The sequence below is a fragment of the Streptomyces vinaceus genome (assembly GCF_008704935.1).
In the GTDB taxonomy this organism is placed as follows: Bacteria; Actinomycetota; Actinomycetes; order Streptomycetales; family Streptomycetaceae; genus Streptomyces; species Streptomyces vinaceus.
Window position 1 is genome coordinate 5,200,051 of sequence record NZ_CP023692.1, and the last position, 24,057, is coordinate 5,224,107.

Consider the following 24,057-nt stretch of genomic DNA (forward strand, 5'->3'; position numbering starts at 1 on the left):
GGGGACCGGCCCCGGGCCAGCGACAATGGGCCGGTGCGTTACGCGATTCTCGGCACTGCCCAGGCCAGCCGCGACGACGGGAGCCCCGTCGCCGTCGGCGGAGCACGCCTGCGGGCCCTGCTCACCGCGCTCGCGCTGCGCCCGGGGCGGGCCGTGCCCGCGCACCTGCTGGTGGAGCAGGTGTGGGACGGCGACCGGCCCGCGGACGCCCCGGCCGCGCTCCAGGCGCTGGTGGGCCGGCTGCGCAGGGCGCTGGGGCACGGGGCGGTCCGCTCGGTGGAGGGCGGGTACCTGCTCGCAGCGGCGGGGGAGGACGTCGACCTGTACCGCTTCGAGCGCCTGGCCCGGGCCGGCGCCGCGACCCGGGACCCGGCCGAGGCGGCCGCCCTGTACGAGGAGGCCCTGGCGCTGTGGCGCGGACCGGCGCTGGCCGACCTGCCGGACGCGGTGGCCGAGTCCGCCCGCTGGGAGGCCGTACGTCTGGACGCGCGGCGGGGCCGGCTCGCCGCGGCCCTGGCGCTGGGCGAGGCCGAGCGTGCCCTGCCGGAGCTGACCGCCCTGTGCGGGGAGCGCCCGCTGGACGAACCGCTCCAGGCCCTGCGGATCCGGGCCCTGCGGGACACGGGCCGCCCTGCGGAGGCACTGGCCGCCTACGAGAGCGTCCGGCGCGACCTGGCCGCCCGCCTGGGGACCGACCCGGGCCCGGTCCTGCGCGCCCTCCACCAGGAACTCCTGGCCCCGCCGCCCGCCCCGGCGCACCCCGCCCCCGCCGGCCCCGCTCCCGCGGTCGCGGCCGAAGCGGCGCCCCCGGGACCGGCCGCGGCCCCGGGCTCCGCCCCGGCGGGCGGGGGCGCACTTCCCCGGCCGGGGAACCTGCGCGCCCGGGTGACCAGCTTCGTGGGGCGCGAGGGGGACATCCGGGTCATCGGGGAGGACCTCGGGCGGGCACGGCTCGTCACCCTGCTCGGGCCCGGCGGCGCGGGCAAGACCCGCCTGTCCCAGGAGGCCGCCGAGCAGGCCGCCCAGGCCTGGCCCGACGGGGTGTGGTTCGTGGAGCTGGCCCCCATCGACGGACCCGACGACCCCGAGGACGTGGCCGAGGCCGCCCTCACCGCACTCGGCGCCCGCGAGACCAAGCTGCGCGGCGCCGGCGCCGAGGAGCTGCGGGCGCTGACCGACCGCGCCGGGGACCACCCCCTCGCCCGGCTCGCGGAACACTGCGCCCGGCGCCGGATGCTGCTGATCCTCGACAACTGCGAGCACGTCATCGACGCCGCCGCCCAGCTGGCCGAGGAGCTCCTCGCGCACTGCCCCGGCGTCCGGATCCTGGCCACCAGCCGCGAACCCCTCGGCGTGCCCGGGGAGTTCCTGCGCCCGGTGGAGCCGCTGCCCGACCCGGTCGCGCTGCGGCTCCTGGGCGACCGCGGGGCCGCCGCCCGGCCGGGCTTCCGTACCGAGGACGACTCCGAGGCCGCCGCCGAGATCTGCCGCCGCCTCGACGGGCTGCCGCTCGCCATCGAGCTCGCCGCGGCCCGGCTGCGGCTGCTCACCCCGCGCCAGATCGCCGACCGCCTGGACGACCGCTTCCGGCTGCTGACCGGCGGCGCCCGTACCGTACTGCCCCGCCAGCAGACCCTGCGCGCCGTCGTCGACTGGTCCTGGGACCTCCTCGACGAGAAGGAGCGCACCGTCCTGCGCCGGCTCTCCGTCTTCGCCGGCGGCTGCGACGTGGCCGCCGCCGAAGCGGTCTGCGCCGACCCCGGCACCCCCGGGACCCCCGGCAGCCCCGGGACGCTCGGCACCCCCGACGTCCTGGACCTCCTCGGCTCCCTCGTCGACAAGTCCCTCGTCGTCGCGGCCCCCGGCCCCGACGGCGCCGGCATGCGCTACCGCCTCCTGGAGACCGTCGCCGAGTACGCCGCCGAGCGGCTCGCCGAGGCCGCCGGGGACCGCGCCGCCACCGAGCGCCGCCACCTCACGTACTACCGCGAACTCGCCCGCACCACCGACCCCCTGCTGCGCAGCGGCCGCCAGCGCGAGGCCAGGCAGCGGTTCGCCACCGAGTACGAGAACCTGCGCAGCGCGCTGCGCCGCGCCGTCGCCGCCCGGGACGTCGGCGAGGTGCTCTGCCTGGTCCACGCCCTCAGCTGGTACTGGCAGATCCACGAACTGCGCGTCGAATCCCGGCACTGGGCGGGCGCCGCCGCCGAGCTGGGCCCGGACCCCTTCGCCGCGCCCGTGGTCCCGGCCGAGCCGGTCTACGAACCGCTCCTGGACGCGCCCCCGCCCTACACGGGGGAACAGCTCACCGAGGCCTGGCGCGGCGTCCGGCTGATCCTGATCGCCTCCCGCGACCAGACGAACGACAGCTGGACCTCGCCGGAGATCCGCGGCCAGATCGAGGGGGTCCTGGCCGCCTACCGGCCCGGCCTGCCGCAGACCTGCCGGACCCCCGCCGGCCTGTGGATCTACGCGGTGATGATCTCCGGAGACGCCGGTCTGCTCCGCAAGGCCCTCGACGCCACCGTCGAGACCGCCCGGGAGCTGGACTACCGCTGGGAGTTGGCCGGCGCCCTCCAGGTGCGGGCCAACGTGCTGGCCAACCGGGCCGACTGGTCCGGTGACGCAGCCCGCGACGCCGACGAGAGCCTCGCCCTCTTCGAGGCGCTGGGCGACGACTGGGGCTGCGCGGAGGCCCTCTCGGCCCGCGCCGAATCCCGCGAGAAGCGGGGCGAGTACGCGTCGGCCGCCGAGGACTTCCGGGCCGCGATCGCGCACGCCGAGCGGCTCGGCGCCGCCTCCCAGGTCGCCGTCCTGCGCGTACGGATGGCCGGGGTCCTCATCGAAGGCGGCGAGATGGCCGAGGCCGAGGAACTGCTCGCCGAGGTCACGGCGGGCTCCGGCTCGTACGGCAACGAGGCCATGCCGGCCGCCCGGATGTTCCTCGCGTCGATCTACGGCCGGACCGGCCGCGTCCCCGCGGCCCACGAGCAGCTCCGGCTGCTGCGCGACGAGTTCGCGTTCGGCGCGTTCGCCGTCTTCGACGGGTTCCTGCTCGGCACGATGGCCTGGCTGGAGAACCAGCAGGGCCGGTACGGGGAGGCGCTCGACCTGCTGCGGCGGGCCATGACCACCGCCCAGGACCCCCTCGCGCTGATGGTCGCCCCGCAGATGCCCGCCGTCTACCTGCTGACGGCGGCCGTCTCCCGGGCCGGACTCGGCGGTCCCGGAAACGCCCGCGACGCCGCCCGGCTCGTCGGCGCCCACCGGGCCCTGATGCCCCCGCTGCACTTCCCGGTCACGATGGAACGCGAGGACGCCGCCCGCGCCGAGGAGCTGGCGCGGGCGGCGCTCGGGGACGCCGGGTACGAGGCGGCGTACGCCGAAGGCGGCGGCCTCACCCTGGAGGAGGCCACCGCCCTCATCTGACCCGGTCCCCCGTGCGGGGCCCGTCCGGGACGCGATCCGGAACGGACCGACCGTCCCGGATCAGGTCTTCTGGCGGAACTTGCGGACCGCGAGCGGCATCGTGACCGCCGTGATGGCGATGGACCAGATCAGCGTCACCGTCACCGGGTGGGCGACCGCACCGCCGTTGATCAGGCCGCGGGCCGCGTCGGCCAGGTTGGACAGCGGGTTGTAGTCCGTGAAGGTCTGCAGCCAGCCGGGCATGGTCGACGGCGGGGCGAAGATCGAGCTGCCGAACTGCAGCGGCATCAGGACCAGCATCGCCATGCCCTGCACGGCCTGCGCGGTCTTCATGGTGAGACCGAGCAGGATGAAGATCCACATCAGCGAGGCGCCGAAGACCGCCGACAGGCCGATGGACAGCAGCAGGTCGAACACCGAGGTCTTGATCGACAGGCCGAGCATGAAGCCCACGGTCAGCAGGATCGCGATGGCGACCATCATCCGGCCGAGCTCGACGACGATCTTGGCGATGAGGACGGACGACCGGGCGATCGGCATGGACCGGAACCGGTCCATCACGCCCTTCTTGAAGTCGTCGTTGACGCCGGTGCCGACACCCATGGCGATGTTCATGCCCATCATCGCCATCAGACCCGGGACGACGTAGTTGACGTACGCCTCCTGCTGGCCCTTGCCGGAGATCGCGCCGCCGAAGACGAACACGAACAGCAGCGTGAAGATGATCGGCATGAACAGGACGTCGAACATCGACTCGGGGTCCTGCTTGATCTGCAGGGCGTTGCGGCGCACCAGGGCGCCGATGTGCCGCAGATTGGCCCGCAGGCCGATCCGGCCCTCGCCGGAGGCCACCGTGGCCGGCGCCGGAGCGGCCGGGGCGGGAGCGTGCTTCGTCGTGGTTACGGTGCTCATGCCGCGACCTCCTCGGTCATCTCGGTGGGAACGGAGTCCTCGGCGGAGGAGGGCCGCTGGCCCGTGATGGCCAGGAACACCTCGTCGAGGCTGGGCAGGTAGGTGCCGAGGTCGGCGATCGCGTACCCGCGGGCGGCCAGCAGGCCCACCACGGCGGTCAGCTGCTCGTCGCTCAGGATCGGGACCAGCAGGACGCCCTCGTCCGGGACGGCCTGCGAGCCGGCGACCCCGTCGAGCCCGGCCTCGGCCAGCGAACGGGCCATGCCCGGCAGGTCGGAGGCGTCGACGGGGCGGATCCTCAGGGTCCGGCCGCCGACGCGGGCCTTCAGCTCGTCGACCTTGCCGTTGGCGATGACCTTGCCCTTGTCGATGACCGTCAGCTCGTTCGCGAGCTGCTCGGCCTCCTCCATGTACTGGGTGGTGAGCAGGACGGTGGCCCCCTCGGCGACCATCCGCTGCACCTCGTCCCACACCTCGTTGCGGGTGCGGGGGTCGAGGCCGGTGGTCGGCTCGTCCAGGTAGAGCACGGCCGGCCGGCCGATCATCGAGGCGGCCAGGTCGAGCCGGCGGCGCATGCCGCCGGAGTAGTTCATCGCGGCCTTCTTGGCGGCTTCGGTCAGCGAGAACCGCTCCAGCAGCTCGTCGGCGCGCGAGCGGGCGTCCTTGCGGGACAGGTCCAGCAGCCGGCCGATCATGTAGAGGTTCTCCCAGCCGGAGAGCTTCTCGTCGACCGAGGCGTACTGCCCCGTGAGGCCTATGGTGCGGCGCAGCTGCCGCGGCTGGCGGACCACGTCGTAGCCGGCGACGGTGGCGGTCCCGGAGTCCGGGACGATCAGGGTGGACAGGCAGCGTACGAGGGTGGTCTTGCCGGCGCCGTTCGGCCCGAGGACACCGAGGACCGTGCCCTCGCGGACGTCCAGGTCGACCCCGTCCAGGGCTTTCGTCTCGCCGTAGTGCTTGACCAGGCCCCGTACTTCAACGGCGTGCGAGCCGCTCACGGGATTCTTGTCGTTTCGCGTCATGTCCACCATGGGACCATCCGCCACCGACAACGCACCGACAGCGGACCGACAGACGACCGACAGGCAGCTGTCCGGCAGCCGTCCGGAAGTCGTCCGCAGGCCGCCCGGACGCCGGAAGCCCGCCGACGGACGCGTCGCGGCGGGCTTCCGGTACGGGACTACCGGGTCAGTGGAAGCTGTGCTCGGCCTGAGGGAACGTTCCGCCGACCACGTCCTCGGCGAAGGCCTTCGCCGCGTCGCCCATGGTCGCGCGCAGGTTCGCGTACTGCTTCACGAACTTCGGCATCTTCCCGCCGGTCAGGCCCATCATGTCGGTCCACACCAGCACCTGCGCGTCGCACTCCGCGCCGGCCCCGATGCCGACCGTCGGGATGTGCAGGGACCGGGTGACCTCGGCGGCCAGCTCGGCCGGGACCAGCTCCAGCACCACCGCGAACGCGCCCGCGTCCTGCGCCGCCTTGGCGTCGCGCAGCAGCTGGTGCGCGGCCTCGTCGCCGCGGCCCTGCACCCGGTAGCCCATGGCGTTCACGGACTGCGGGGTCAGGCCCAGGTGGGACATGACCGGGATGCCGGACTGCACGATCAGCTCGGTCTGCTGCAGCGAGCGCTCTCCGCCCTCCAGCTTCACGGCTCCGACACCGGCCTCCTTCACGAGGCGGGTGGCGCTGCGCAGCGCCTGCACGGCGCCTTCCTGGTACGAGCCGAACGGCAGGTCGCCGACGACCATGGCCCGGCTGGTGCCCCGTACGACCGCGGCCGAGAGCATGGTCATCTCGTCCATCGTCACCGGGACGGTGGTCTCGTAGCCGAGGTGGCAGTTGCCCATGGAGTCGCCGACGAGGATGACCGGGATGCCGGCCTCGTCGAAGACGGAGGCGGTCATCGCGTCGTAGGCCGTGAGCATCGGCCACTTCTCGCCGCGCTCCTTGGCGAGGGTGAGGTCGCGGACGGTGGTCCGCCGGTTGCGCTTGCCCCCGTACAGGGTGGGGGCGGCGGCTTCGCGGGCAGGCGAAACGGCATGCGTCATTGCAACTGCTCCTTGATGTCATCTCGAGGCGCCCTCACGGCGTCCCCGGACTCACCCACCATGGTGGCACCTGCCGGGCCCGTGGCGAAAGTGGTGAGGGGACCGGTACGTCACACTCCGGCCGGACGCGAGGGGCACTCCCTGCACCCTCATGGCCCCCTCTTGGCCCTCTCATGGTCCCCTTCCCGGCGGTTCGGCGCGCGCGGAAGGCAATGTGCGCGTTTCGTGACAAGCGGAACCTCGGCCACACGGCCGTTCGTCCTCCCGGACGTACGGCCGGAACAACGGCACGAAAGGCTCCGTCGATCGCCTAGGGTCAAGGTGCGGGGACGGAGCGCAAGCACGGCAGCGAGGGCAGTGGCATGGCACAGGCGTACATGACGGAGACGGGGAACGGCGGCTCGGAGCCCGAGCCCTCCGGATCCCGCCTCCGGCGCCGACTGGCCGGGCTGCGCCGGGACCGGGGCATCTGGCGGCGCGGGATCGTGATCGCGGCCCTGGCCGCCCTGATCTCACTGGTCATGATCTTCCACGCCGAGCTGCCGAACGACGTGGGCAACCTCGGCAGCCTCACCGAGACCTTCCTGCCCTGGCTGGGCCTGGCCGTGCCGCTCCTGTTCGCCGCCGCCGTCGTGCGCAAGTCCGCGACCGCCCTGATCGCGATACTGCTGACGGCCGGCGTCTGGGTGAACCTCTTCGGCAGCCTGGTCCTCGACAAGTCCGGCTCCGGCGGAAACCTGATGGTCGCGACCCACAACGTCGACGCCGACAACCCCGACCCGCGGGGCACCGCCGCCCAGATCGCCAGGTCGGGCGCCGACGTGCTGGCCCTGACCGAGCTCAAGGGCAGCGCCGTCCCCGTCTACGAGGAGGCCCTGGCGGGCGCGTACAAGTACCACTCCGTCGAGGGCACGGTCGGCGTGTGGAGCAAGTACCCGCTGAGCTCCAGCGCGCCCGTCGACATCAAGATGGGCTGGACCCGGGCCATGCGCACCACCGTGGACAGCCCGTACGGCCGGATCGCCGTCTTCGCCGCCCACCTGCCCTCCGTCCGGGTCAAGCTGAACGCCGGCTTCACCGCCAACCAGCGCGACAACAGCGCCGGCGCCCTCGGCAACGCGCTCGCCGCCGAGCCGCTGAAGAAGGTCATCCTGCTCGGCGACCTCAACGGCACCATGAACGACCGGTCCCTGTCCGACGTCACCTCGCAGATGCGCTCCACGCAGGGCGCGGCGGGCGACGGCTTCGGCTTCAGCTGGCCCGCCCAGTTCCCGATGGCCCGGATCGACCAGATCATGGTCCGCGGGATCAAGCCGGAAGCCTCCTGGACCCTGCCGCGCACCGGCAGCGACCACCTGCCGGTCGCCGCGCGGGTGACCGTGAAGCCGTAGCCGTAGCCGTAGCCGTAGCCGTAGCCGTAGCCCGTACGCCCGTACGGGTGAGGGCTACGCGTGCTCGCGCCAGCCGTTCGTGATGGGCAGGCGGCGGTCCTTCCCGAAGCCCTTCGCGGAGATCTTCGTGCCCGGCGGGTACTGGCGGCGCTTGTACTCGGCGGTGTCCACCATCCGCAGGATCTTCGCCACCAGCGCGCGGTCGAAACCGGCCCCGACGATCGCGTCGATGCCCTGGTCGCGGTCCACGTAGAGCGCCAGGACCGCGTCGAGCACCGGGTAGTCCGGCAGCGAGTCCGTGTCCACCTGGCCCGGGCGCAGTTCGGCGCTGGGCGGCTTCACGATGGAGTTCTCCGGGATCGGCGGGGTCTCGCCGCGCTCGGCGGCGGCCCGGTTGCGGTAGCGCGCGAGCCGGAAGACGTCCGTCTTGTAGACGTCCTTGATCGGGCCGTAGGCGCCCACCGAGTCGCCGTACAGGGTGGAGTAGCCGACGGCCAGCTCCGACTTGTTGCCCGGCGCCAGCACGATGTGGCCCTCCTGGTTGGAGACCGCCATCAGCATCGTGCCGCGCAGCCGGGACTGGAGGTTCTCCTCCGCCAGGCCGGTCAGACCCAGCGAGCCCATGTAGGCGTCGAACATCGGCTCGATCGGCACGGTCCGGAAGTTCAGTCCGGTGCGGTCGGCGAGGTCGGCGGCGTCGCTCCTGGAGTGCTCCGAGGAGTACTTCGAGGGCATCGACATGCCGTACACGTTCTGCGCGCCGATCGCGTCGCAGGCGATGGCGGCGACGAGCGCGGAGTCGATGCCGCCGGAGAGCCCGATCAGGACGGAACGGAATCCGTTCTTCCTGACGTACGCGCGCAGGCCCACGACCAGCGCGTCGTAGACCTCCTCGTCGTCGTCCAGGCGGTCGGCGTAACCGCCGGGGACCACGGGCTCGTACGGTTCCACCGGCTCCTCGGAGAGGATCACCCGGTCGATGCGCAGCCCGTCGTCGACGAGGCCCACGGGGGCGTCCGCGCGGGCGGCGGGCAGGTCGAGGTCGACGAGCACGCAGCCCTCGGAGAACTGCGGGGCGCGGGCGATCACCTCGCCGTCGGCGCCGACGACGATCGAGTCCCCGTCGAAGACCAGCTCGTCCTGGCCGCCGATCATCGCCAGGTAGGCGAGGGTGCAGCCGGCCTCCTCGGCGCGCTTGCGCACCAGTTCGAGGCGCTGGTCGTCCTTGTTGCGCTCGTACGGGGAGGCGTTGACGGAGATCAGCAGCCCGGCCCCGGCGGAGCGGGTGGCCGGGACGCGGCCGCCCTCCTGCCAGAGGTCCTCGCAGATGGCCAGGGCCACGTCGACGCCGCGCACCCGGATCACCGGCTGCGTGTCGCCCGGCACGAAGTACCGGAACTCGTCGAACACGCCGTAGTTGGGGAGGTGGTGCTTGGCGAAGCGGAGGGCGACCTTCCCGCCGTACAGCACCGCGGCCGCGTTCTCCGGGGAGCCGGCGGGGCGGCCGAGCCGCGGCGCGGCCTGCTCCGTACGGTCGAGGTAGCCGACGACGACCGGCAGCCCGCCGAAGCCCTCGGCGGCCAGCCGCTCCGCGAGTTCGCGCAGCGCCGTACGGGAGGCCTCGACGAAGGAGGCGCGCAGGGCGAGGTCCTCGACGGGGTACCCGGTCAGCATCATCTCCGGGAACGCCACCAGGTGGGCGCCCTGCTCGGCGGAGTGCCGGGTCCAGTGGACGACCGAGTCGGCGTTGGCGGCGATGTTGCCGACCTGCGAGTCGATCTGATTCAGAGCGAGGCGAAGTTGAGGCACGGGCCCAGTGTAATCGTCTTTCTGACGCGATGTCCTGGGGCCGCGCCTCCTGCCGTGTCGTACGGGTGCGGGATGCGGGGTACGGGGCGCGGGGTGCCCGGGTCAGCCGAGCGAGCCGCTGAACTTCGCGCTGGGCAGGCCGACGCCGGGGGAGATGTCCGCGACGAAGCGCTCGGTGCCCTCGGGGACCTCGTAGGCCAGGATCCCGCTGGCGGACTCGCCCGGGAGGATGTCGCCCCGGATCAGCTTCGGGACGTCGCCGCCGTCGAAGGCCAGCTTGGCGGTCATGCCCTTGTCGTCGCGGACGTTGGGCACCGCGTAGATGACGTTGTGGGTCTCGGTGGAGTCGTTGGTGATGGTGAGCGTGAACTCCACCGCGTTCTCGACCGTCGAGTACTTGTTCTTCGTGACGTACTTCTTCGGCTTCGAGAGGGTCACCTTGATGCCGTTCGGGTACGTGTACGTCTCGCCGAACGCCAGCGGGGAATCGATGCCGGGGACCTGCTTGGGCGAAGGGGCCGTCGTGGGCGAGGGCGCCGGGTACGCGGGCGCGTCGCTGTCGAGGTCGGACGGGACCTCCCAGCCCTCGCGGAGCTCCCTGTCGGCCACGTTCGTGACGACGTAGCCCGTGAGGAAGAGGCCTCCGGCCGAGGCGCCGATGCCGAGCACGGCCAAGACCGTGCCGGTGACGGCCATCGCCTTGCGGCCGGCGCCCTTCGAGGCGCGGACGAGGGCGCCGATGCCGATGCCGATGCCGACCACGGCGAGGATGCCGCCCGCCCAGAAGAGGAACGGGATGACGCCGATGACCACCGCCGCGATGCCGAGCGTGAGGGCGGCGACGGCCAGGCCGTTGGTGGTGCTCGGGGCGGGAGCGCCCCACGGGTTGCCGGGGGTGGCGCCGGGGGCGTGGGCGCCCCAGTTGCCGGCCGGCGGTACGGGCGGCACGGGCGCGCCGAACGCCGGGGCCGGGGGCATGGGAGCGGGCGGCGCGAAGCCCCCCGGCGCAGGCGGCGCGAAGGCCCCCGGCGCGGGCGGCGCGAAGGGGTCGGCGCGCACGGGCTGCGGACCGGGTGCCGGGGCCTCGGCGGGCTCCGGCTCGGGGGTCGGGGCGGACTCCGGGGCGGGCTCCGGGGCCTCGGCGGGCTGTGGCTCGGGTGCCGGTTCCGGCTGGGGGTCCGGCTGCGGGGTCTTCTGGAGGGAGAGCGGCTGAGCCGGCTCGGCGGCCGGCTCCGGTATGGGCGTGCCCGCGGGCTCGGCCGGCGTACCGGACGGGGTGCTGGGCTGGTTCGGGGGCGTGCTCATACCTGGCAGGAGTCCTCACGGTGGCGGTGTGCGCGGTGCGCGCAGTGATCGCCAAGCCTGCCATGCGCCTCTGACGGCTCCAAGGGTGATCCGGCCCCGGCCCGCACCCGGGCGGACCGGGGCCGGATCGGGGTCCGGACCCCGGTGCCGGGGGCTACCGCTGGTAGCCGAGCACCGTCATCATCCCCGCCTCCGCGTGGTAGACGTTGTGGCAATGCACCATCCACAGCCCGGGGTTGTCGGCGTCGAAGTCCACCGTCAGCTTCCGGCCCGGGATGACCAGCGCGGTGTCCTTGCGCGCGCCGCCCGCGCCCCCGCCGAGGGCGAAGGTGTGCCCGTGCAGGTGCAGCGGGTGCCACATCGTTGTGGAGTTGTTGAACTCCAGCCGGACCCGCTCGCCCGCCTTCACCGGGTGCCGCTGGTCCGGGGTGTACGGCTTGCCGTCGAAGGCCCAGTCGTACGCGGCCATCGAGCCGGTCAGCTCGATCCGGACGGTGCGGTCCGGCGTGCGCGCCGCCGGTACGGCGGATTCCGCCGCGCGCAGCGCGTCCGCCGTGAGCGGCTTCCCGGCCAGCTCGGCGGGCCGGGTCGCGGCCGTCGGCGCCGTACCGGACCCGGTGCGCAGCAGGGCGAGGGCCGACGCCGAGCCGCCCTTGCCCTCGGCGAGCGCGGTCAGCGGGAACACCCCGTCCCGCGCGGTGACCAGTACGTCGTACCGCTCGCCCATGCCGAGCAGCAGGGAGCCGGTCCTCGCGTGCTCGACGGGATAGCCGTCGGTGTGGGTGACCGTCAGTTCGTGGTCGCCGAGGGCGACGCGGAAGGCGGTGTCCCCGCCCGCGTTGACGATCCGCAGCCGGATCCGGTCGCCCGGCTTCGCGGTGAAGACCGAAGGGTCCTGCGCCGTCCTGCCGTTGACCAGGTAGTACGGGTACGCCACGTCGCCCGGATCCTTGCCGAGGACGTCGCTCTCGCCGCCCATGAGCAGCCGCGAGGGCGCGCCGCCCGAGCCCGGGGCCGGGGTCTGCGCGGCGCCGCCGTGGCCCTCGTGGCCGCCGCCCGTCCTCATGTCCATGCCCTTGCGGAGTTCGGCGAGGACGGCGTCAGGGGTGGAGCCGTCCACCCCGTCCAGCCAGTCGTCGAGGACCACCACCCATTCCCTGTCGTACGCCAGGGGCTCCTTAGGGTCCTCGACGATGAGCGGCGCATACAGGCCGCGGTCCTGCTGGACGCCCGAGTGCGGATGGAACCAGTACGTCCCCGGGTGCGGGACGGCGAAGCGGTACGCGAAGGAAGCGCCCGGCGCGATGTCCCGCTGGGTCAGGCCGGGCACGCCGTCCATGTCGTTGCGCAGGGCGAGGCCGTGCCAGTGCAGGGAGGTGGCCTCCGGGAGGTTGTTGGCCAGGGTCAGGGCGAGGGTGCCGCCCGCGGTGACCCGTACCTCCTGGCCGGGCAGCCGGTCCCCGTACGCCCAGGAGCGGACGGTGAGCCCGCCGCCGAGGTCGAGCGGGGTCGCGGTGGCGGTCAGCTTCACCTCGGAGACCGGTCCGGTGGCCTTGCGGGCGGCCTCGGCGGCCTGGACCTCGGGCCCGGCGGGGTCGACGTAGCCGCCCGGCGAGGCGGCGGGGGAGGGGCCGCCGTGGTGCATGGAGCCGTGGCCCGCGCCATGGCCGTCGGAGCTGCCGGGGCCACCGCCGGAGCAGGCGGCGAGCAGCCCCGAACCGGCGAGGGCGGCGGTGGCGCCGAGGACGGCGCGGCGGGTGGGGTGGCCGGTGTTGCCGTGGTGGCCGGTGGGGTCAGTGGGGCCGGTGTGGCCGGTGTGGCCGGTGTGGCTGGGAAGAGAGCGCATGGGAGCACCTCGTGGTGTCTCGTACGAGTGGATGGGCGCCGTCTGCTGCCGCCGCCGGGGCCCTTCGCGCGGGCATGCGGGGGCGGCAGCGGGCCCGTCGCTATACGCGAAGTACCGCCAGCCGGGTGAGGAGTTCGCGGGGCGAGGGCGGGTCGGGTCCGCCGGACCGGCCCGGCGCGCGGGCCGCGCCCCCGAGCGGCGCGGCATCGCGGGGGCCGGCCGGTCCGGCGCCCAGGATCAGCAGGGTGAGCCCGCCGAGCACGGCCAGGCACACCGACATGGGGTCCATGCCGGTGCCGGCCGGCGGAGCCTCGGCGGCCGGGGCCCGGTCGCCCGGAGTGCCGACCGCCGTGTGGCCCGAGGGGCCGGTGTGGCCGGTGTGGCCGCCGGTGTGGGCCGGGGCGCGCTCGTCGGTGTGGGCCGGAGCGGGGCCGGTGTGGCCGGCCGCACGCCCGGCCGAGGCAACGGGGGCGACCGCGGTCGCGTCTTCCGTGGCGTGGGACCCACTCGGATGGCCCAGGGTGTGCATGGTGACGATGCCCAGGAGCAGCGCAGCGAGCAGCAGCAGCCGGGGCCACCGGATGGCTCGCTGCGCGGTGCGCTGGACAGGGCGCGTCATGGCGGGAACCCTACCCCGGGTGGGTATCTGATCGTAGGACCGGATCCGCCGTGTTGAGGAAGATGCGCAGTATGTCCACACGTCCTGAAAAGGGTCCGCTCACCGAGAATCCGTGGCCGGTCGCCCTCCTCATCGGCCTGGGCGCCGCCGCGTACACCGCCTGGGTGCTCGAAGTCGTGCTGTCCACGGGCCTGAACCCCATCGAGACGTACGTCAGCGAGCTGGCCGCCCAGGACCGGCCGCTCGGCGGGCTGTTCCGGGCCACCGACTTCACCGCCGGCCTGCTCGCCTTCGCGGGCGGCCTGCTCGGCCTCGTCTGGCAGCTGCGCGGCGGCGGATCCCGGCGCCCCTGGTCGGTGGTCGGCTGGGCCGGCGTCACCCTCTTCGGCGCGGCCACCGCCGCCGATGCCTGGCTCCCGCTCAGCTGCACGCCCACCGCGGACCCCGTGTGCGCCGCCCGGGAGACGGCCGGTCTGGTCCCGGCCACCCACCAGGCGCACGCCGTCAGCAGCAGCCTCGCCATGACCGGCGCCCTCGTCGGGATAGTCGCCCTCACCTTCGCCGCCCGCCGCTACCGCCGGCTCGCCCCGCTCGCGCGCTACGGACCCGCCCTCGTCGTACTGGAGCTGCTGGCCACCGCCTGGACCCTGACCGCCATCGCGCTGTTCACCGCCGGGCGCGGGACCTGGGCGCTCGGCGCCGGGCAGCGGACGCAGGTACTGCTCGTGGCGCTCTGGCTGGGCCTGCTCGCGTACTCCGTCCACAAGGAGCGGCGCACATGACGACGACCGGCCGGTTCGTACGGGTGGACGGGGTACCCCTGCACGTCGTCGTCGAGGGGAGCGGGCCTCCCGTGGTGCTGAGCGCCGGGCTCGCGATGGCCTGGTTCGACTGGGATCCCGTGGCCGCGCTCCTCGTCGCGCAGGGCCGTACGGTGGTCCGCTTCGACCGTCCCGGGCACGGGCTGAGCGCCCCCGCCACCGCCCCGCCGACCGCCGCCGGGGAGGCCCGCCGCATCGCCGGACTGCTCGAAGCGCTCGGCCTGAACGGCCCCGTCACCGGCCCCGTCACCGTCGCCGGGCACTCGATCGCCGGGTTCCACGCCGAAGCCTTCGCCCGGCTGTACCCCGAGCGCACCGCCGCCCTGGTCCTGGTCGACACCAGCATCGAGGAGGACCCCCGTACGGTGTGGCCCGCCGGGGTGCGCACCGGCGCCGCGCGCGTGCTCGGCCGGGCGCTGACCGCCGCGGGGCTGCCCGCCGCACTGGGTCCGCCCGCGCGGCGCGCCACCGTACGGGCCTCCCGCACCGGCGGCCCCGACCCGGCCGCGCGGGACCTCGTACGCCGCGTCTACCGCACCGGACGGGTCTGGCGGGGCGCCCTGCTGGAGAACGCCCGCTATCCCGACACCGCCGCCGAGGTGCTCGCGCTGCGGACCGGGCGGCCCCTGGCCGCGCCCGTCACCGTCCTCGCGGGGTACGACGGCTCCTCGGGGCGCGGGGCCCTGCGCTGGCTCGCCCGCCAGGCGGAGCTGGCCGCCCGGCTCGGCGCCCGCTTCGAGGTGGCCGAGCCGGCGGGACACCTGGTCATGCTGGACCGGCCGGGCCTGGTGGCGCGGACGGTCCTGGAGGCGGATCAGCGGCGGGCGTAGACCTTCTCCACGAAGCCCGCCAGCTGCTCCTCGGAGAGGTGCTGGGCCAGGTCGGCCTCGCTGATCATGCCGACCAGCTTCTTGTTCCTGATCACCGGCAGCCGCTTGATCTGGTGGCTTTCCATCTCCTCCAGCACGTCGGTGACGTCCGCGCCCGCGTCGATCCAGCGCGGCGTGCCCTGGGCCATGTCACCGCAGGTGACCTTCGCCGGGTCGTGCCCCTTGGCCACGCAGTTCACGACGATGTCGCGGTCGGTGAGGATGCCGCACAGCCGCTCGTCGGCGTCACTGATGGGCAGGGCGCCCACATGGAGGCGGGCCATCAGCTGCGCGGCCCGGTCGAGGGTCTCGGTGGCGGGGATCCACTGGGCCCCGGGATGCATGATGTCTGCGGCGGTCGTCATCGCTGAACCTCCTGGGCGAACACGCCGTACCCGGCCGGCCGCGGTCGCGCCCGGCCGCGGCGTCCCCGTGCGGCGGAGCACACGCCCGTACGGGTGAGGGGACGCCTCCCCCCACCGTACGAGCGTGTCCCGTCACCCGCGCGGTGCGGCCCCGCGCTGTTTCAGCATGTCCGCCATGAGGGTGAGCTCCGACTGCTGCGCCTCGACCATGCCCTGGGCCAGCGCCCGCTCGGCGGGGGTCTCGCACTGCTGCGCGCAGCCCTGGGCCATCGCGACCCCGCCCTTGTGGTGGTCGGTCATCAGCTGGAGGTAGAGCACCTCCGCGTCCCGGCCCTCGGCGGCGCCGAGCTGTGCGAGCTCCTCCTTGGTGGCCATGCCGGGCATGAGCGCGCCGGGCTTGGCGGCGGCCCCGCCCATGTCGTGTCCGGCCATGTCGTGGCCGCTCATGTCGTGACCGGCCACGTCGTGGCCGCCCGCGCCGTGCCCGCCGTGCTGGCCGGACGTCCCCATCCAGGACATCGGCGGCTCGTCGGCCACCACCTTCGGCAGCCCCCACAGGTCCAGCCAGCCCAGCAGCATGCCCCGCTGGTTGGCCTGGGTGTTGGCGATGTCGTACGCGAGGCCGCGCACCGGCTCGTCCTTGGTGCGGTCCCGCACGATGAACGACATCTCCACCGCCTGCTGGTGGTGCACGGCCATGTCCCGGGCGAAGCCCGCGTCCGGGGAGTAGAGGCCCGGCGCTCGGGCCGGCGTACGGGAGCCGTCGCCTTCGCCGCCGCTCGCGGAGGCGACCGTGGCCGCCACCGCGAACAGCAGCGCGAGCAGGACGGCCGTCCCGGCCGCCCAGTACGTACGGTTCGACGTACGGGTCACTTCTCGGCCAGCCCGTTGGTGCAGGCCGCGCCCGGCTCGGGGGTCTGCGGGCCCTGCACGTACTTGGTGAAGAACTGCGCGACCCGGGGGTCGTCCGCCTTGTCCACCGTCAGCTGCTTGCCCCAGGCGCTCAGCATGATCGGCCCGGCCTGCTCCTTGTCCGGGCTCATCAGCGTGTACGGGGTCTTGGCCACCTTCCCGGCGAGCGCGTCGACGTCGCCCTTGGCGGCCTTCTCGTTGTACGTCACCCAGACCGCGCCGTGCTCCAGCGAGTGGACGGCGTTGACCTCGGGGATCGCGTTCTTGTAGACGTCGCCGTTGCAGTTCATCCAGCGCGGGCTGTGGTCGCCGCCGACCGGCGGGTTCATCGGGTACTTCACCGGGGTCTCGACGTGGTTGCGGCCCAGCGTCTTCGCGTCCCAGGTCTGCTCGCCGTTGACCGGGGCCTTGGCGGCCGCCGCCGCGGCGTCCTTCTCCTCCTTCTTGTCGATCATCACCCACGCGCCGAAACCGACGAGCGCGGCGACGACGGCCACGGAGGCGGTGATCGCGAGGGCCTTGTTGCGCCGGTCGCGGGACTGCTCGGCGCGGCGCATCTCGGCTATGCGCGCCTGGCGGGAGTTGTTGTCGGGAGATGTGCTGCTGGCCATGTGCCCTGAATCCTTCTGCTGAGGGGGGTGGAGGGATGGATCCGGTGGAGCGCGGTACGGCGCCCGGACCCAGTCAGGTCCGCAGCACTTGGAGGGCGTGGAGGTCGGGGGCGCGCGCGAGCGTCCCGTGCGGCCGGGCTTCCCCGCCGCCCGCGACACGCGCGACGGGATCCGGCGCGGAACCCGGCACGGTCTGGGCGGGCGGCGGGGCGGGCAGTACGCCGGGGGCCACGTGCGAGAAGGGGGAGCAGCCCGGCGGGTCGTCGGGGGCGACGCAGACGGCGCGCACCCCGGTGCCGGCGGCCGGTGCGGCCGCACCGGCGGGCGTGGCGACCGCGGCAGCCGCGGCGGCCGTGGAGGCGTGCGGCTCGCCCGGCCGTACGCACAGGAACAGCGCTCCGAACAGCACCGACAGGGCGACCACGATGACGGCACGCCGACGTGTGTGGCGTCCGATACGCCCGCGCCGTATGTGCTCCCAGCCCCCCATGGGCGCAGATGGTAATGCTCATGACGGCCCCGAGGTCAGTGCGGGGGTGCCGCGAGCTGTCAGGGATGCGTAATGTGGCGGAAACCGCGGCTGGCGATACTGGGCCCGCCCGACTGTGCCCCCACCACTCGGGGGAGTGGTGCACAGGCCGTCTGAACTGCGAGGATGAAGGCATGGACAAGCAGCAGGAATTCGTCCTCCGGACGCTCGAGGAGCGCGACATCCGCTTCGTGCGCCTGTGGTTCACCGACGTACTGGGCTTCCTGAAGTCCGTCGCGGTCGCCCCCGCCGAGCTGGAGCAGGCCTTCGACGAGGGCATCGGCTTCGACGGCTCGGCCATCGAGGGCTTCGCCCGGGTCTACGAGTCCGACATGATCGCCAAGCCGGATCCCAGCACGTTCCAGATACTGCCGTGGCGCGCCGAGGCCCCCGGGACCGCCCGGATGTTCTGCGACATCCTGATGCCGGACGGATCCCCCTCCTTCGCGGACCCGCGCTTCGTCCTCAAGCGCATCCTGAACAAGACCTCCGACCTGGGCTTCACCTTCTACACCCACCCGGAGATCGAGTTCTTCCTGCTGAAGGACAAGCCGCTGGACGGGACCCGCCCGGTTCCGGCGGACAACTCCGGCTACTTCGACCACACTCCGCAGAACGTCGGCATGGACTTCCGCCGCCAGGCGATCACGATGCTCGAATCCATGGGCATCTCGGTCGAGTTCAGCCACCACGAGGGCGCCCCGGGCCAGCAGGAGATCGACCTCCGCTACGCGGACGCCCTCTCCACGGCCGACAACATCATGACGTTCCGCCTGGTGATGAAGCAGGTGGCCCTGGAGCAGGGCGTCCAGGCGACCTTCATGCCGAAGCCGTTCTCCGAATACCCCGGTTCGGGCATGCACACCCACCTCTCGCTCTTCGAGGGGGACCGCAACGCCTTCTACGAGTCGGGCGCCGAGTACCAGCTCTCGAAGGTGGGCCGCTCCTTCATCGCGGGCCTGCTGCGCCACGCCGCGGAGACGGCGGCGGTCACCAACCAGTGGGTGAACTCCTACAAGCGCATCTGGGGCGGTTCCTCCCGCACCGCAGGCTCCGGCGGCGAGGCGCCCTCGTACATCTGCTGGGGCCACAACAACCGCTCGGCCCTGATCCGCGTCCCGATGTACAAGCCGGGCAAGACGGGCTCCTCGCGCGTCGAGGTCCGCTCGATCGACTCGGGCGCCAACCCGTACCTGACGTACGCGGTCCTCCTGGCGGCCGGCCTCAAGGGCATCGAGGAGGGCTACGAACTCCCGGCGGGCGCCGACGACGACGTCTGGGCCCTCTCCGACGCCGAACGCCGCGCGATGGGCATCGAACCCCTCCCCCAGAACCTCGGCGAGGCCATCTCCCTGATGGAACGCAGCGAACTGGTGGCGGAAACCCTCGGCGAACACGTCTTCGACTTCTTCCTGCGCAACAAGAAGCAGGAGTGGGAGGAGTACCGCTCGGAGGTCACGGCCTTCGAACTCCGCAAGAACCTCCCGGTCCTGTAAGCGCAGGTCAGGCGGGCAGAACGCGCCGGGCCGGTGGTCGACGACCACCGGCCCGGAGTCGTCCCGGCGGTCAGGCGGTCGGGTGGGGGCCGGGGGTCTTTCGCGTCTTCACGCCCGTGACGACGAGCGCCAGGCCTGCGACGGCTATGCCGAGGTAGGCGGCCGAGGGGAGGTCGACGACCTTGTGCAGCCAGCCCCACTCCGTGCCGAAGAAGGTCTGCGAAGCGAAGCTGACCAGCCCCTGGGCTCCTACGACGTAGCCGATGCTTTCGAGGGTGTATCCGATGGTTGTTCGCACGGGTCAACCCTCTCGCGGGGGCGCCGCAAGATCGTCCACCGTGCGGCCGAGGACGCGGTAGGCCGAAGGATGCAGTCGCCGAAGGGCGCAGTCGTCCGTCGGCGGGGCGCCCCGTCACTTCGGGGGGACCGCCCTGTGCCACGGGGTGCGGGGGGTGGGGGTGGTGGGCAGGGTCGTCGTGATGTGGAGTTCCGCGTCGAGGCCGAGGACCGCCGTCGTCGTGGAGCCCGCCGGTTCGAGGACGCCGGCCGGGGCGCCCGCGTACAGCATCTGCGACTCCGTCCACGCCGGCGGGCCGCCCAGTCCCGTCGTGCCCACCGTGCCCGTGTCCGCGCGGCCCGACAGGAGGCGGCCCGCGACGCCGACCGCGCCGTAGCCCGCCCGGCCGCCGGCCTCCGCGACGCTGGAGACCTGCGGCTTGTCGGAGCCCGCCGTGACCAGGGCCGTACGGACGACCCCCGAGTCGGGGCGCCGGAAGTAGAGGCGGACGCCCGCGCCCTCCGGAGCCGCCGACAGCGGGACCGTGGTGGCCGGCAGGCCCGTCGGGAACGGCCCCTGGAGGGGGGCGCCCGGGGCGGGCTGGGCCCAGGCCAGGACCGACTTGGTGGTGGTGGCGTACACCTGACGGCGCCCCGACGCGTCGACCGCCGTCACCGGGTCGCTCTGCAGGTCCTCGCCGCCCAGGCGCTGCCAGGGCCCGAACACGCCGTCCGGTTGCTGTTCGCGGGCGCGCAGGGTGCGGCGGGAGTCGCGGACGTAGACGGTCAGCCGGCCGTCGGCGGTGACGGCCGCCGCGGGCGCGCTGATCGCGGAGGTGCCCTCCTCGTCGGCGCCCTCGGGGGTGCCGAGCGACTGCCAGGGCCCGAACGGGCCGTCGGGCGCGGTCTGGACGGCGTACACGATCTCGCGCCGGTAGTCCGCCGGCGCCGGACCGAGCGCGGTACGGGTGGCGAGGACCGCGACGCGGCCGTCCGGGAACCGGGCCGTGCTCGCGCCCGGGTCGATCCCGGTGCCGGGGAGGAGGGTCGGGCCGGTCCAGGCCGCGGGCGCCGCACCGTTCGCGCCCGGCCGCGTCCAGAGGGCCATCTGCCCGTCCAGGGCGGCGAAGGCGTAGAGCCGGCCGCCGGTCCCCGGCGCCAGCCAGGAGGTGGTGTCGGCGCGGGCGTAGCGCAGCGACTGGGCCCAGTTGCGGCCGGTGGGACTGCTCGCCACCTTGCGGTCCCCGCAACCCGAGGGGCTGCCGCAGTAGTCCTGGTGGTCGAGCCAGGCGTACGTCTTGAGGAAGCCTATCTTCGTCTCGGCCGTATCCGGGTCCAGCGCGTGCGGCAGGGTCCCGTTGTGGTAGCCGAGGTAGTTCTGCACCGAGAACCGCGGCCGGTCGGTGACCTGGGCGGCGTACGCGGCGGTGGCGGCCTGCACGAAGCGCGCGCCGTACATGTGGTCCTGGTGGTCGGTGTACTTGCCGGTGTCGTGGTACCGGCCCGGGGTCGGGTCCTGCATCCGTATCGTCGTCGGCTTGTACAGCGCGAGCAGCCCGGCTATCGACTGGACCACCTGGTCCTTGGTGTACGAGTACTGCTGCTTGACGGGGCTGCCGGAGGTCAACTGGGCGCCGAGCGCCGGTATCTTGCCGTTCCACAGGCCGCGCAGGCTGTCCGGGTTCTCGGCGGTGGGGTTGCGGGCCTCGCGCATCTGCAGCCAGACCAGGTTGACCTGCGGCCGGGCTATGAGGACGTCGAGCTCGGCCCGGCCGCCGCCCGCGGTGGGTATGGCCGTGCGCTTCCAGGCGCTGGTGCGGTCGCCGGTGGCCATCTGGGCGTAGGCGCTGCGGATGCCGTTCTGCCGGGCCTCCGCGTAGTGGGCGCGGTCGGCGGGCTGCTCCGGGTCCTTGAGGCCGGACCCGTTGGCCTCGTTGCGGCCGTCGGCCTCGCCGGAGGTCAGGTAGACGGTGGTGAGCTGGAGGCCGGCGGTCAGCGAGCGGCTGAGGTCCGGGTTCATGAAGAACAGGTCGTCGTCGGGGTGGGCGACGACCTGGACGACCGATCCGGAGGTGGTGCTCGCGACGACCGCGGCGTCCGCGTTCCGCTCCTGGGTGTCGGTGGCCTCGGCGGACGTCTGCTGGCCGGTCGCGACGGCGAGCACGCCCGTGGCGCCGACGGTGAGGACGGGAAGGAGGGCAGCGAGGAGGAAGCGGCGACGGGCAATCGGCATCGGTCACGCCTTGGGTCGTTCCGGGCGGGAAGAACGGCAGTTCAGTCAGTTCGGCTCAAGCAGCTCAGTCAGTGAGAGGCCAAATCGGGGGACTTGGTTCACCGATGTGCTCGATGACTCCTGCTTTCCGGAAACGACCGGATGTGATTGTGCCGTGTGCTTTTCGGATCCGTGCACGTGCCCGGGATGTGGACGCGCTCAGCGGCCCGCGCAACGCCGCTCGCTCAGCGAGCCGCTCAGCGAGCGGCGTTGCGCGGGCCCACCGGCACCCACGGCGCGAGGTGCGCGTCCGCGTCGTCCGCCGACGAGGTCACGTACAGGCGCGCGTCGAGCCCCACCACCGCCAGGCTGACCAGGTTCCTGCCGGTCGCCGTGGACGACGGCGCCCCGACGAACATCAGCGGCGAGCGCTCCCACGGCCGCCCCTCCCCGAGGCCCGAGCCCAGCAGCCCGCCGGCCGAGCGGCCGGCCAGCACGTGCCCGCTCGCCGTCACCGAGCCGAAGCCCTGGAGCCCGCCGAGGTCGGTGAGGTGGTTGACCTTCAGCCCGCCGTCGCCCGTGACCAGGGCGGTACGGACATTGCCCGAGCCGGGCTTGCGGAACCACAGCCGCACCCCGCCCTCGCGCCCCTGCGCGGTCAGCGGCAGCGTCGTGTCCGGCAGCCCCGTGGGGGTGGCCGGCCCGAGCGGGGCGCCGGGCTTGGGCTGCGTCCAGCCCACCACCGACTTGGTGGTCGCCGCGAACACCATGCGCCGCCCGGCGCCGTCGGTGGCGGTGACCGGGGTGCCGTGCAGGCCGGAGCCGCCGTACGAGGCCCACGGCCCCCAGCCGCCGTTCGCGAGCTGCACCCGGCCGCGCAGGGAGCCCGCGCCGTCGCGGACGTACGCCGCCAACTGCCCCGTGCCGTCGACCGCGACGGCGGGGGCGCTGATGTCGGAGGTCCAGTTCTCATCGGCGGTCTCGGGCGTGCCGAGCGACTGCCAGTCCCCGAACTCCTCCGTGCCGGGGGCCTTCTGGACGGTGTACACGACCTCGCGCCGGTACTCCGCGGGCCGCGCGCCGAAGGACGTACGGGTGCCGAAGGCGGCGATCCTCCCGTCCGGGAGGGTGACGGTGGCCACGCCCGGGTCCATGCCGGTGCCGGGCAGCAGGCGCGGACCGCTCCAGGCGCCGATGGGGCCGGAGCGGTGCCAGAGGGCGACCTGGCCGTCGAGCACCTTGAAGGCCCACAGGCCGTGGTCCTTGTCGGAGGTCAGCCAGGAGGTGCCGGTGCCGCGGGCGTAGTTGACGGTGGAGGTCCAGCCGTTGCCGGCGGGGTGGTCGGCGACCTTGAGGTCGCCGCAGCCGGCGTCGCTGCCGCAGTGGTTCTGCTTGTCGAGCCAGGCGTACGTGTCCAGGATGTCCAGCTTCTCCTTGGCCTCGTCGGGGTCCAGGGCGCTGGGCAGGGAGCCGTTGAAGTAGCCGACGTAGTTCTGCACCGCGAAGTGCGGGCGGTCCTTGGCGTCGACGTCCTTCGCGTACGCGGCGAGGGCGGCCTGCACGAAGCGGGCGCCGTAGAAGTGGTCCTGGTGGTCGGTGTACTTCTTGGTGTCGGGGAACCGGCCGGGGGTGGGGTCCTGGGCGCGGACGGTGGTCGGCCCGTACTGCTCCAGGACGCCGACGAGGGTGCGGACGACCTGGTCCTTGGAGTACGAGAAGCGCTGCTTGACCGGGCTGCCGGAGGCGAGCTGGGCGCCGAGCGCCGGTATCTTGCCGTCCCACAGGCCGTGCAGGCTGTCGGGGGCGCTGTCGTAGACGGTGCCGGCCTCGCGCAGCTGCAGCCAGACGAGGTTGACCTCGGGCTTGGCGACGAGGACGTCGACCTCGGCGTGGCCGCCGCCCTTGGTGGGGACGGCCGTGCGCTTCCAGGCGCTGGTGCGGTCGCCGGTGGCCATCTTGGCGTAGGCGGCGCGGATGCCGTTCTGGCGGGCTTCGGCGTAGGCGGGCTTGTTGGGCGCGGTGGTGCTCTGTTTGCCTTCGGTGGCGTTGACGCCGTCCGCCTCGCCGGCGGTGAGGTAGACGGTGGTGACGGGGTGGCCGGCGGCTATGGAGTACCGCAGGTCGGGGTTCATGAAGTACAGGTCGTCGTCGGGGTGGGCGACGATCTGGAGCACCCGGCCGGGGTCGGGCGCGTCGACGGCGGTGGCCGGGGCGGGACCGCGCCGGTCGCCGCCGATGCCGGCGAGGGCCTCGCCGCCGCGGAGCAGGAGCATGCAGCCCGCCGCGACGGCGGCAACGGCGCAGACCGCCTTGACGATCCGGCTCCGTGCGCGTGCGCTCCGGTGGCCCGCGGCCTCGGCGGCCCGTGCCCGCCGCGCGGCACGCCGGCCGCCGCGTGCGGCCGCCGGGGCCGGGCCGCCGGGCGCCGGGGCCGGGGTCGGGGCCGGGCCGCCGGGCGCCGGGGCCGGGTCGTCGAAGGGGCTCCCGCCCGGTCCGCCCGGCCAGGGAGTGTGGCCCTGGAAGGGGGGTCGTTCGGGCATGGAGGTCCTTTTGCGGTGGCGCGGAGCGGAGGAAAAGCGTCCGTATTTATACAGATAATCCGATAA

Annotated in this window: 19 protein-coding genes; 5 read left to right on the forward strand and 14 right to left on the reverse strand. The window is 73.6% G+C overall.

What is annotated here, in order from left to right; genetic code table 11:
- Positions 1-33: 33 nt before the first annotated feature.
- Complete coding sequence (locus CP980_RS23485) at positions 34-3,429, forward strand: AfsR/SARP family transcriptional regulator (RefSeq protein ID WP_150529014.1); 3,396 nt, start codon at positions 34-36, stop codon at positions 3,427-3,429.
- A 60-nt stretch (positions 3,430-3,489) separates the two neighbouring features.
- Here the strand turns inward: CP980_RS23485 and CP980_RS23490 are convergent, their stop codons facing one another.
- The 3 genes from CP980_RS23490 to panB form a co-directional block, all read right to left on the reverse strand.
- A complete protein-coding gene (locus CP980_RS23490) occupies positions 3,490-4,341 on the reverse strand; it encodes an ABC transporter permease (RefSeq protein WP_150529015.1) in 852 nt (283 codons plus the stop codon).
- The gene (locus tag CP980_RS23495; RefSeq protein WP_099892830.1) at positions 4,338-5,372 is read right to left on the reverse strand and encodes an ATP-binding cassette domain-containing protein; all 1,035 of its coding nucleotides are present in this window, start codon (positions 5,370-5,372) and stop codon (positions 4,338-4,340) included. Before CP980_RS23495 ends, CP980_RS23490 begins: the two co-directional genes overlap by 4 nt.
- Before the next feature lie 157 nt (positions 5,373-5,529).
- Positions 5,530-6,390 carry a 3-methyl-2-oxobutanoate hydroxymethyltransferase gene (panB, locus tag CP980_RS23500; protein WP_099892832.1) on the reverse strand — a complete coding sequence of 287 codons (861 nt, stop codon included), beginning with the start codon at positions 6,388-6,390 and terminating at the stop codon, positions 5,530-5,532.
- A 362-nt stretch (positions 6,391-6,752) separates the two neighbouring features.
- On the opposite strand from panB, the gene CP980_RS23505 reads away from it, so the two are divergent.
- Positions 6,753-7,781 (forward strand): endonuclease/exonuclease/phosphatase family protein, encoded by a 1,029-nt coding sequence (locus CP980_RS23505; protein WP_132755708.1) that lies wholly within the window; start codon positions 6,753-6,755, stop codon positions 7,779-7,781.
- A 54-nt stretch (positions 7,782-7,835) separates the two neighbouring features.
- Here CP980_RS23505 and CP980_RS23510 read toward each other — a convergent pair whose 3' ends face one another.
- The 4 genes from CP980_RS23510 to CP980_RS23525 all read right to left on the reverse strand — a co-directional run bounded on the left by CP980_RS23510 (position 7,836) and on the right by CP980_RS23525 (position 13,360).
- A complete protein-coding gene (locus CP980_RS23510; protein ID WP_132755710.1) occupies positions 7,836-9,590 on the reverse strand; it encodes an NAD+ synthase in 1,755 nt (584 codons plus the stop codon).
- A gap of 102 nt (positions 9,591-9,692) precedes the next feature.
- Positions 9,693-10,895, reverse strand: a complete 1,203-nt coding sequence (locus CP980_RS23515) for a DUF4190 domain-containing protein (RefSeq protein WP_150529016.1) — start codon at positions 10,893-10,895, stop codon at positions 9,693-9,695.
- A gap of 154 nt (positions 10,896-11,049) precedes the next feature.
- The gene (locus CP980_RS23520; protein ID WP_150529017.1) at positions 11,050-12,741 is read right to left on the reverse strand and encodes a multicopper oxidase family protein; all 1,692 of its coding nucleotides are present in this window, start codon (positions 12,739-12,741) and stop codon (positions 11,050-11,052) included.
- 100 nt (positions 12,742-12,841) lie between these two features.
- Positions 12,842-13,360 carry a hypothetical protein gene (locus tag CP980_RS23525; RefSeq protein ID WP_132755716.1) on the reverse strand — a complete coding sequence of 173 codons (519 nt, stop codon included), beginning with the start codon at positions 13,358-13,360 and terminating at the stop codon, positions 12,842-12,844.
- 71 nt (positions 13,361-13,431) lie between these two features.
- Here CP980_RS23525 and CP980_RS23530 point away from each other — a divergent pair, with 71 nt between their 5' ends.
- Together CP980_RS23530 and CP980_RS23535 are read left to right on the forward strand one after the other, a co-directional pair.
- Positions 13,432-14,142 carry a DUF998 domain-containing protein gene (locus CP980_RS23530; protein WP_150529018.1) on the forward strand — a complete coding sequence of 237 codons (711 nt, stop codon included), beginning with the start codon at positions 13,432-13,434 and terminating at the stop codon, positions 14,140-14,142.
- Complete coding sequence (locus CP980_RS23535; RefSeq protein ID WP_150529019.1) at positions 14,139-15,011, forward strand: alpha/beta fold hydrolase; 873 nt, start codon at positions 14,139-14,141, stop codon at positions 15,009-15,011. Before CP980_RS23530 ends, CP980_RS23535 begins: the two co-directional genes overlap by 4 nt.
- Here the strand turns inward: CP980_RS23535 and CP980_RS23540 are convergent.
- The 4 genes from CP980_RS23540 to CP980_RS23555 form a co-directional block, all read right to left on the reverse strand.
- Positions 14,996-15,415 (reverse strand): CBS domain-containing protein, encoded by a 420-nt coding sequence (locus CP980_RS23540; protein ID WP_099892846.1) that lies wholly within the window; start codon positions 15,413-15,415, stop codon positions 14,996-14,998. The two genes, CP980_RS23535 and CP980_RS23540, sit on opposite strands and share 16 nt — an antisense overlap.
- 132 nt (positions 15,416-15,547) lie before the next feature.
- Positions 15,548-16,288: a DUF305 domain-containing protein gene (locus CP980_RS23545; RefSeq protein ID WP_150529020.1), complete on the reverse strand. Its 741-nt coding sequence runs from the start codon at positions 16,286-16,288 to the stop codon at positions 15,548-15,550.
- Positions 16,285-16,938: a DUF3105 domain-containing protein gene (locus tag CP980_RS23550; RefSeq protein WP_150529021.1), complete on the reverse strand. Its 654-nt coding sequence runs from the start codon at positions 16,936-16,938 to the stop codon at positions 16,285-16,287. The genes CP980_RS23545 and CP980_RS23550 overlap by 4 nt, the downstream gene beginning before the upstream one ends.
- 73 nt (positions 16,939-17,011) lie before the next feature.
- Complete coding sequence (locus tag CP980_RS23555; RefSeq protein ID WP_150529022.1) at positions 17,012-17,428, reverse strand: hypothetical protein; 417 nt, start codon at positions 17,426-17,428, stop codon at positions 17,012-17,014.
- Between the two features lie 173 nt (positions 17,429-17,601).
- On the opposite strand from CP980_RS23555, the gene CP980_RS23560 reads away from it, so the two are divergent.
- Positions 17,602-18,963 carry a glutamine synthetase family protein gene (locus CP980_RS23560; protein WP_030156261.1) on the forward strand — a complete coding sequence of 454 codons (1,362 nt, stop codon included), beginning with the start codon at positions 17,602-17,604 and terminating at the stop codon, positions 18,961-18,963.
- Positions 18,964-19,033: 70 nt separating this feature from the next.
- On the opposite strand, the gene CP980_RS23565 is transcribed toward CP980_RS23560, so the two are convergent.
- The 3 genes from CP980_RS23565 to CP980_RS23575 all read right to left on the reverse strand — a co-directional run bounded on the left by CP980_RS23565 (position 19,034) and on the right by CP980_RS23575 (position 23,991).
- Complete coding sequence (locus CP980_RS23565; RefSeq protein ID WP_132755730.1) at positions 19,034-19,261, reverse strand: hypothetical protein; 228 nt, start codon at positions 19,259-19,261, stop codon at positions 19,034-19,036.
- Between the two features lie 114 nt (positions 19,262-19,375).
- Positions 19,376-21,472, reverse strand: coding sequence for a PIG-L family deacetylase (locus CP980_RS23570; RefSeq protein WP_150529023.1), 2,097 nt, complete (start codon positions 21,470-21,472; stop codon positions 19,376-19,378).
- 236 nt (positions 21,473-21,708) lie between these two features.
- Positions 21,709-23,991 (reverse strand): PIG-L family deacetylase, encoded by a 2,283-nt coding sequence (locus tag CP980_RS23575; protein WP_229907214.1) that lies wholly within the window; start codon positions 23,989-23,991, stop codon positions 21,709-21,711.
- Between the last annotated feature and the right edge of the window lie 66 nt (positions 23,992-24,057).

Bases quoted from the DNA above. Each gene is read 5' to 3' on its own strand.
- CP980_RS23490 (WP_150529015.1), bottom strand. From the start codon at position 4,341: ATGAGCACCGTAACCACGACGAAGCACGCTCCCGCCCCGGCCGCTCCG.
- CP980_RS23495 (WP_099892830.1), bottom strand. From the start codon at position 5,372: ATGGTGGACATGACGCGAAACGACAAGAATCCCGTGAGCGGCTCGCAC.
- panB (WP_099892832.1), bottom strand. From the start codon at position 6,390: ATGACGCATGCCGTTTCGCCTGCCCGCGAAGCCGCCGCCCCCACCCTG.
- CP980_RS23505 (WP_132755708.1), top strand. From the start codon at position 6,753: ATGGCACAGGCGTACATGACGGAGACGGGGAACGGCGGCTCGGAGCCC.
- CP980_RS23515 (WP_150529016.1), bottom strand. From the start codon at position 10,895: ATGAGCACGCCCCCGAACCAGCCCAGCACCCCGTCCGGTACGCCGGCC.
- CP980_RS23520 (WP_150529017.1), bottom strand. From the start codon at position 12,741: ATGCGCTCTCTTCCCAGCCACACCGGCCACACCGGCCACACCGGCCCC.
- CP980_RS23525 (WP_132755716.1), bottom strand. From the start codon at position 13,360: ATGACGCGCCCTGTCCAGCGCACCGCGCAGCGAGCCATCCGGTGGCCC.
- CP980_RS23530 (WP_150529018.1), top strand. From the start codon at position 13,432: ATGTCCACACGTCCTGAAAAGGGTCCGCTCACCGAGAATCCGTGGCCG.
- CP980_RS23535 (WP_150529019.1), top strand. From the start codon at position 14,139: ATGACGACGACCGGCCGGTTCGTACGGGTGGACGGGGTACCCCTGCAC.
- CP980_RS23540 (WP_099892846.1), bottom strand. From the start codon at position 15,415: ATGACGACCGCCGCAGACATCATGCATCCCGGGGCCCAGTGGATCCCC.
- CP980_RS23550 (WP_150529021.1), bottom strand. From the start codon at position 16,938: ATGGCCAGCAGCACATCTCCCGACAACAACTCCCGCCAGGCGCGCATA.
- CP980_RS23555 (WP_150529022.1), bottom strand. From the start codon at position 17,428: ATGGGGGGCTGGGAGCACATACGGCGCGGGCGTATCGGACGCCACACA.
- CP980_RS23560 (WP_030156261.1), top strand. From the start codon at position 17,602: ATGGACAAGCAGCAGGAATTCGTCCTCCGGACGCTCGAGGAGCGCGAC.
- CP980_RS23570 (WP_150529023.1), bottom strand. From the start codon at position 21,472: ATGCCGATTGCCCGTCGCCGCTTCCTCCTCGCTGCCCTCCTTCCCGTC.
- CP980_RS23575 (WP_229907214.1), bottom strand. From the start codon at position 23,991: ATGCCCGAACGACCCCCCTTCCAGGGCCACACTCCCTGGCCGGGCGGA.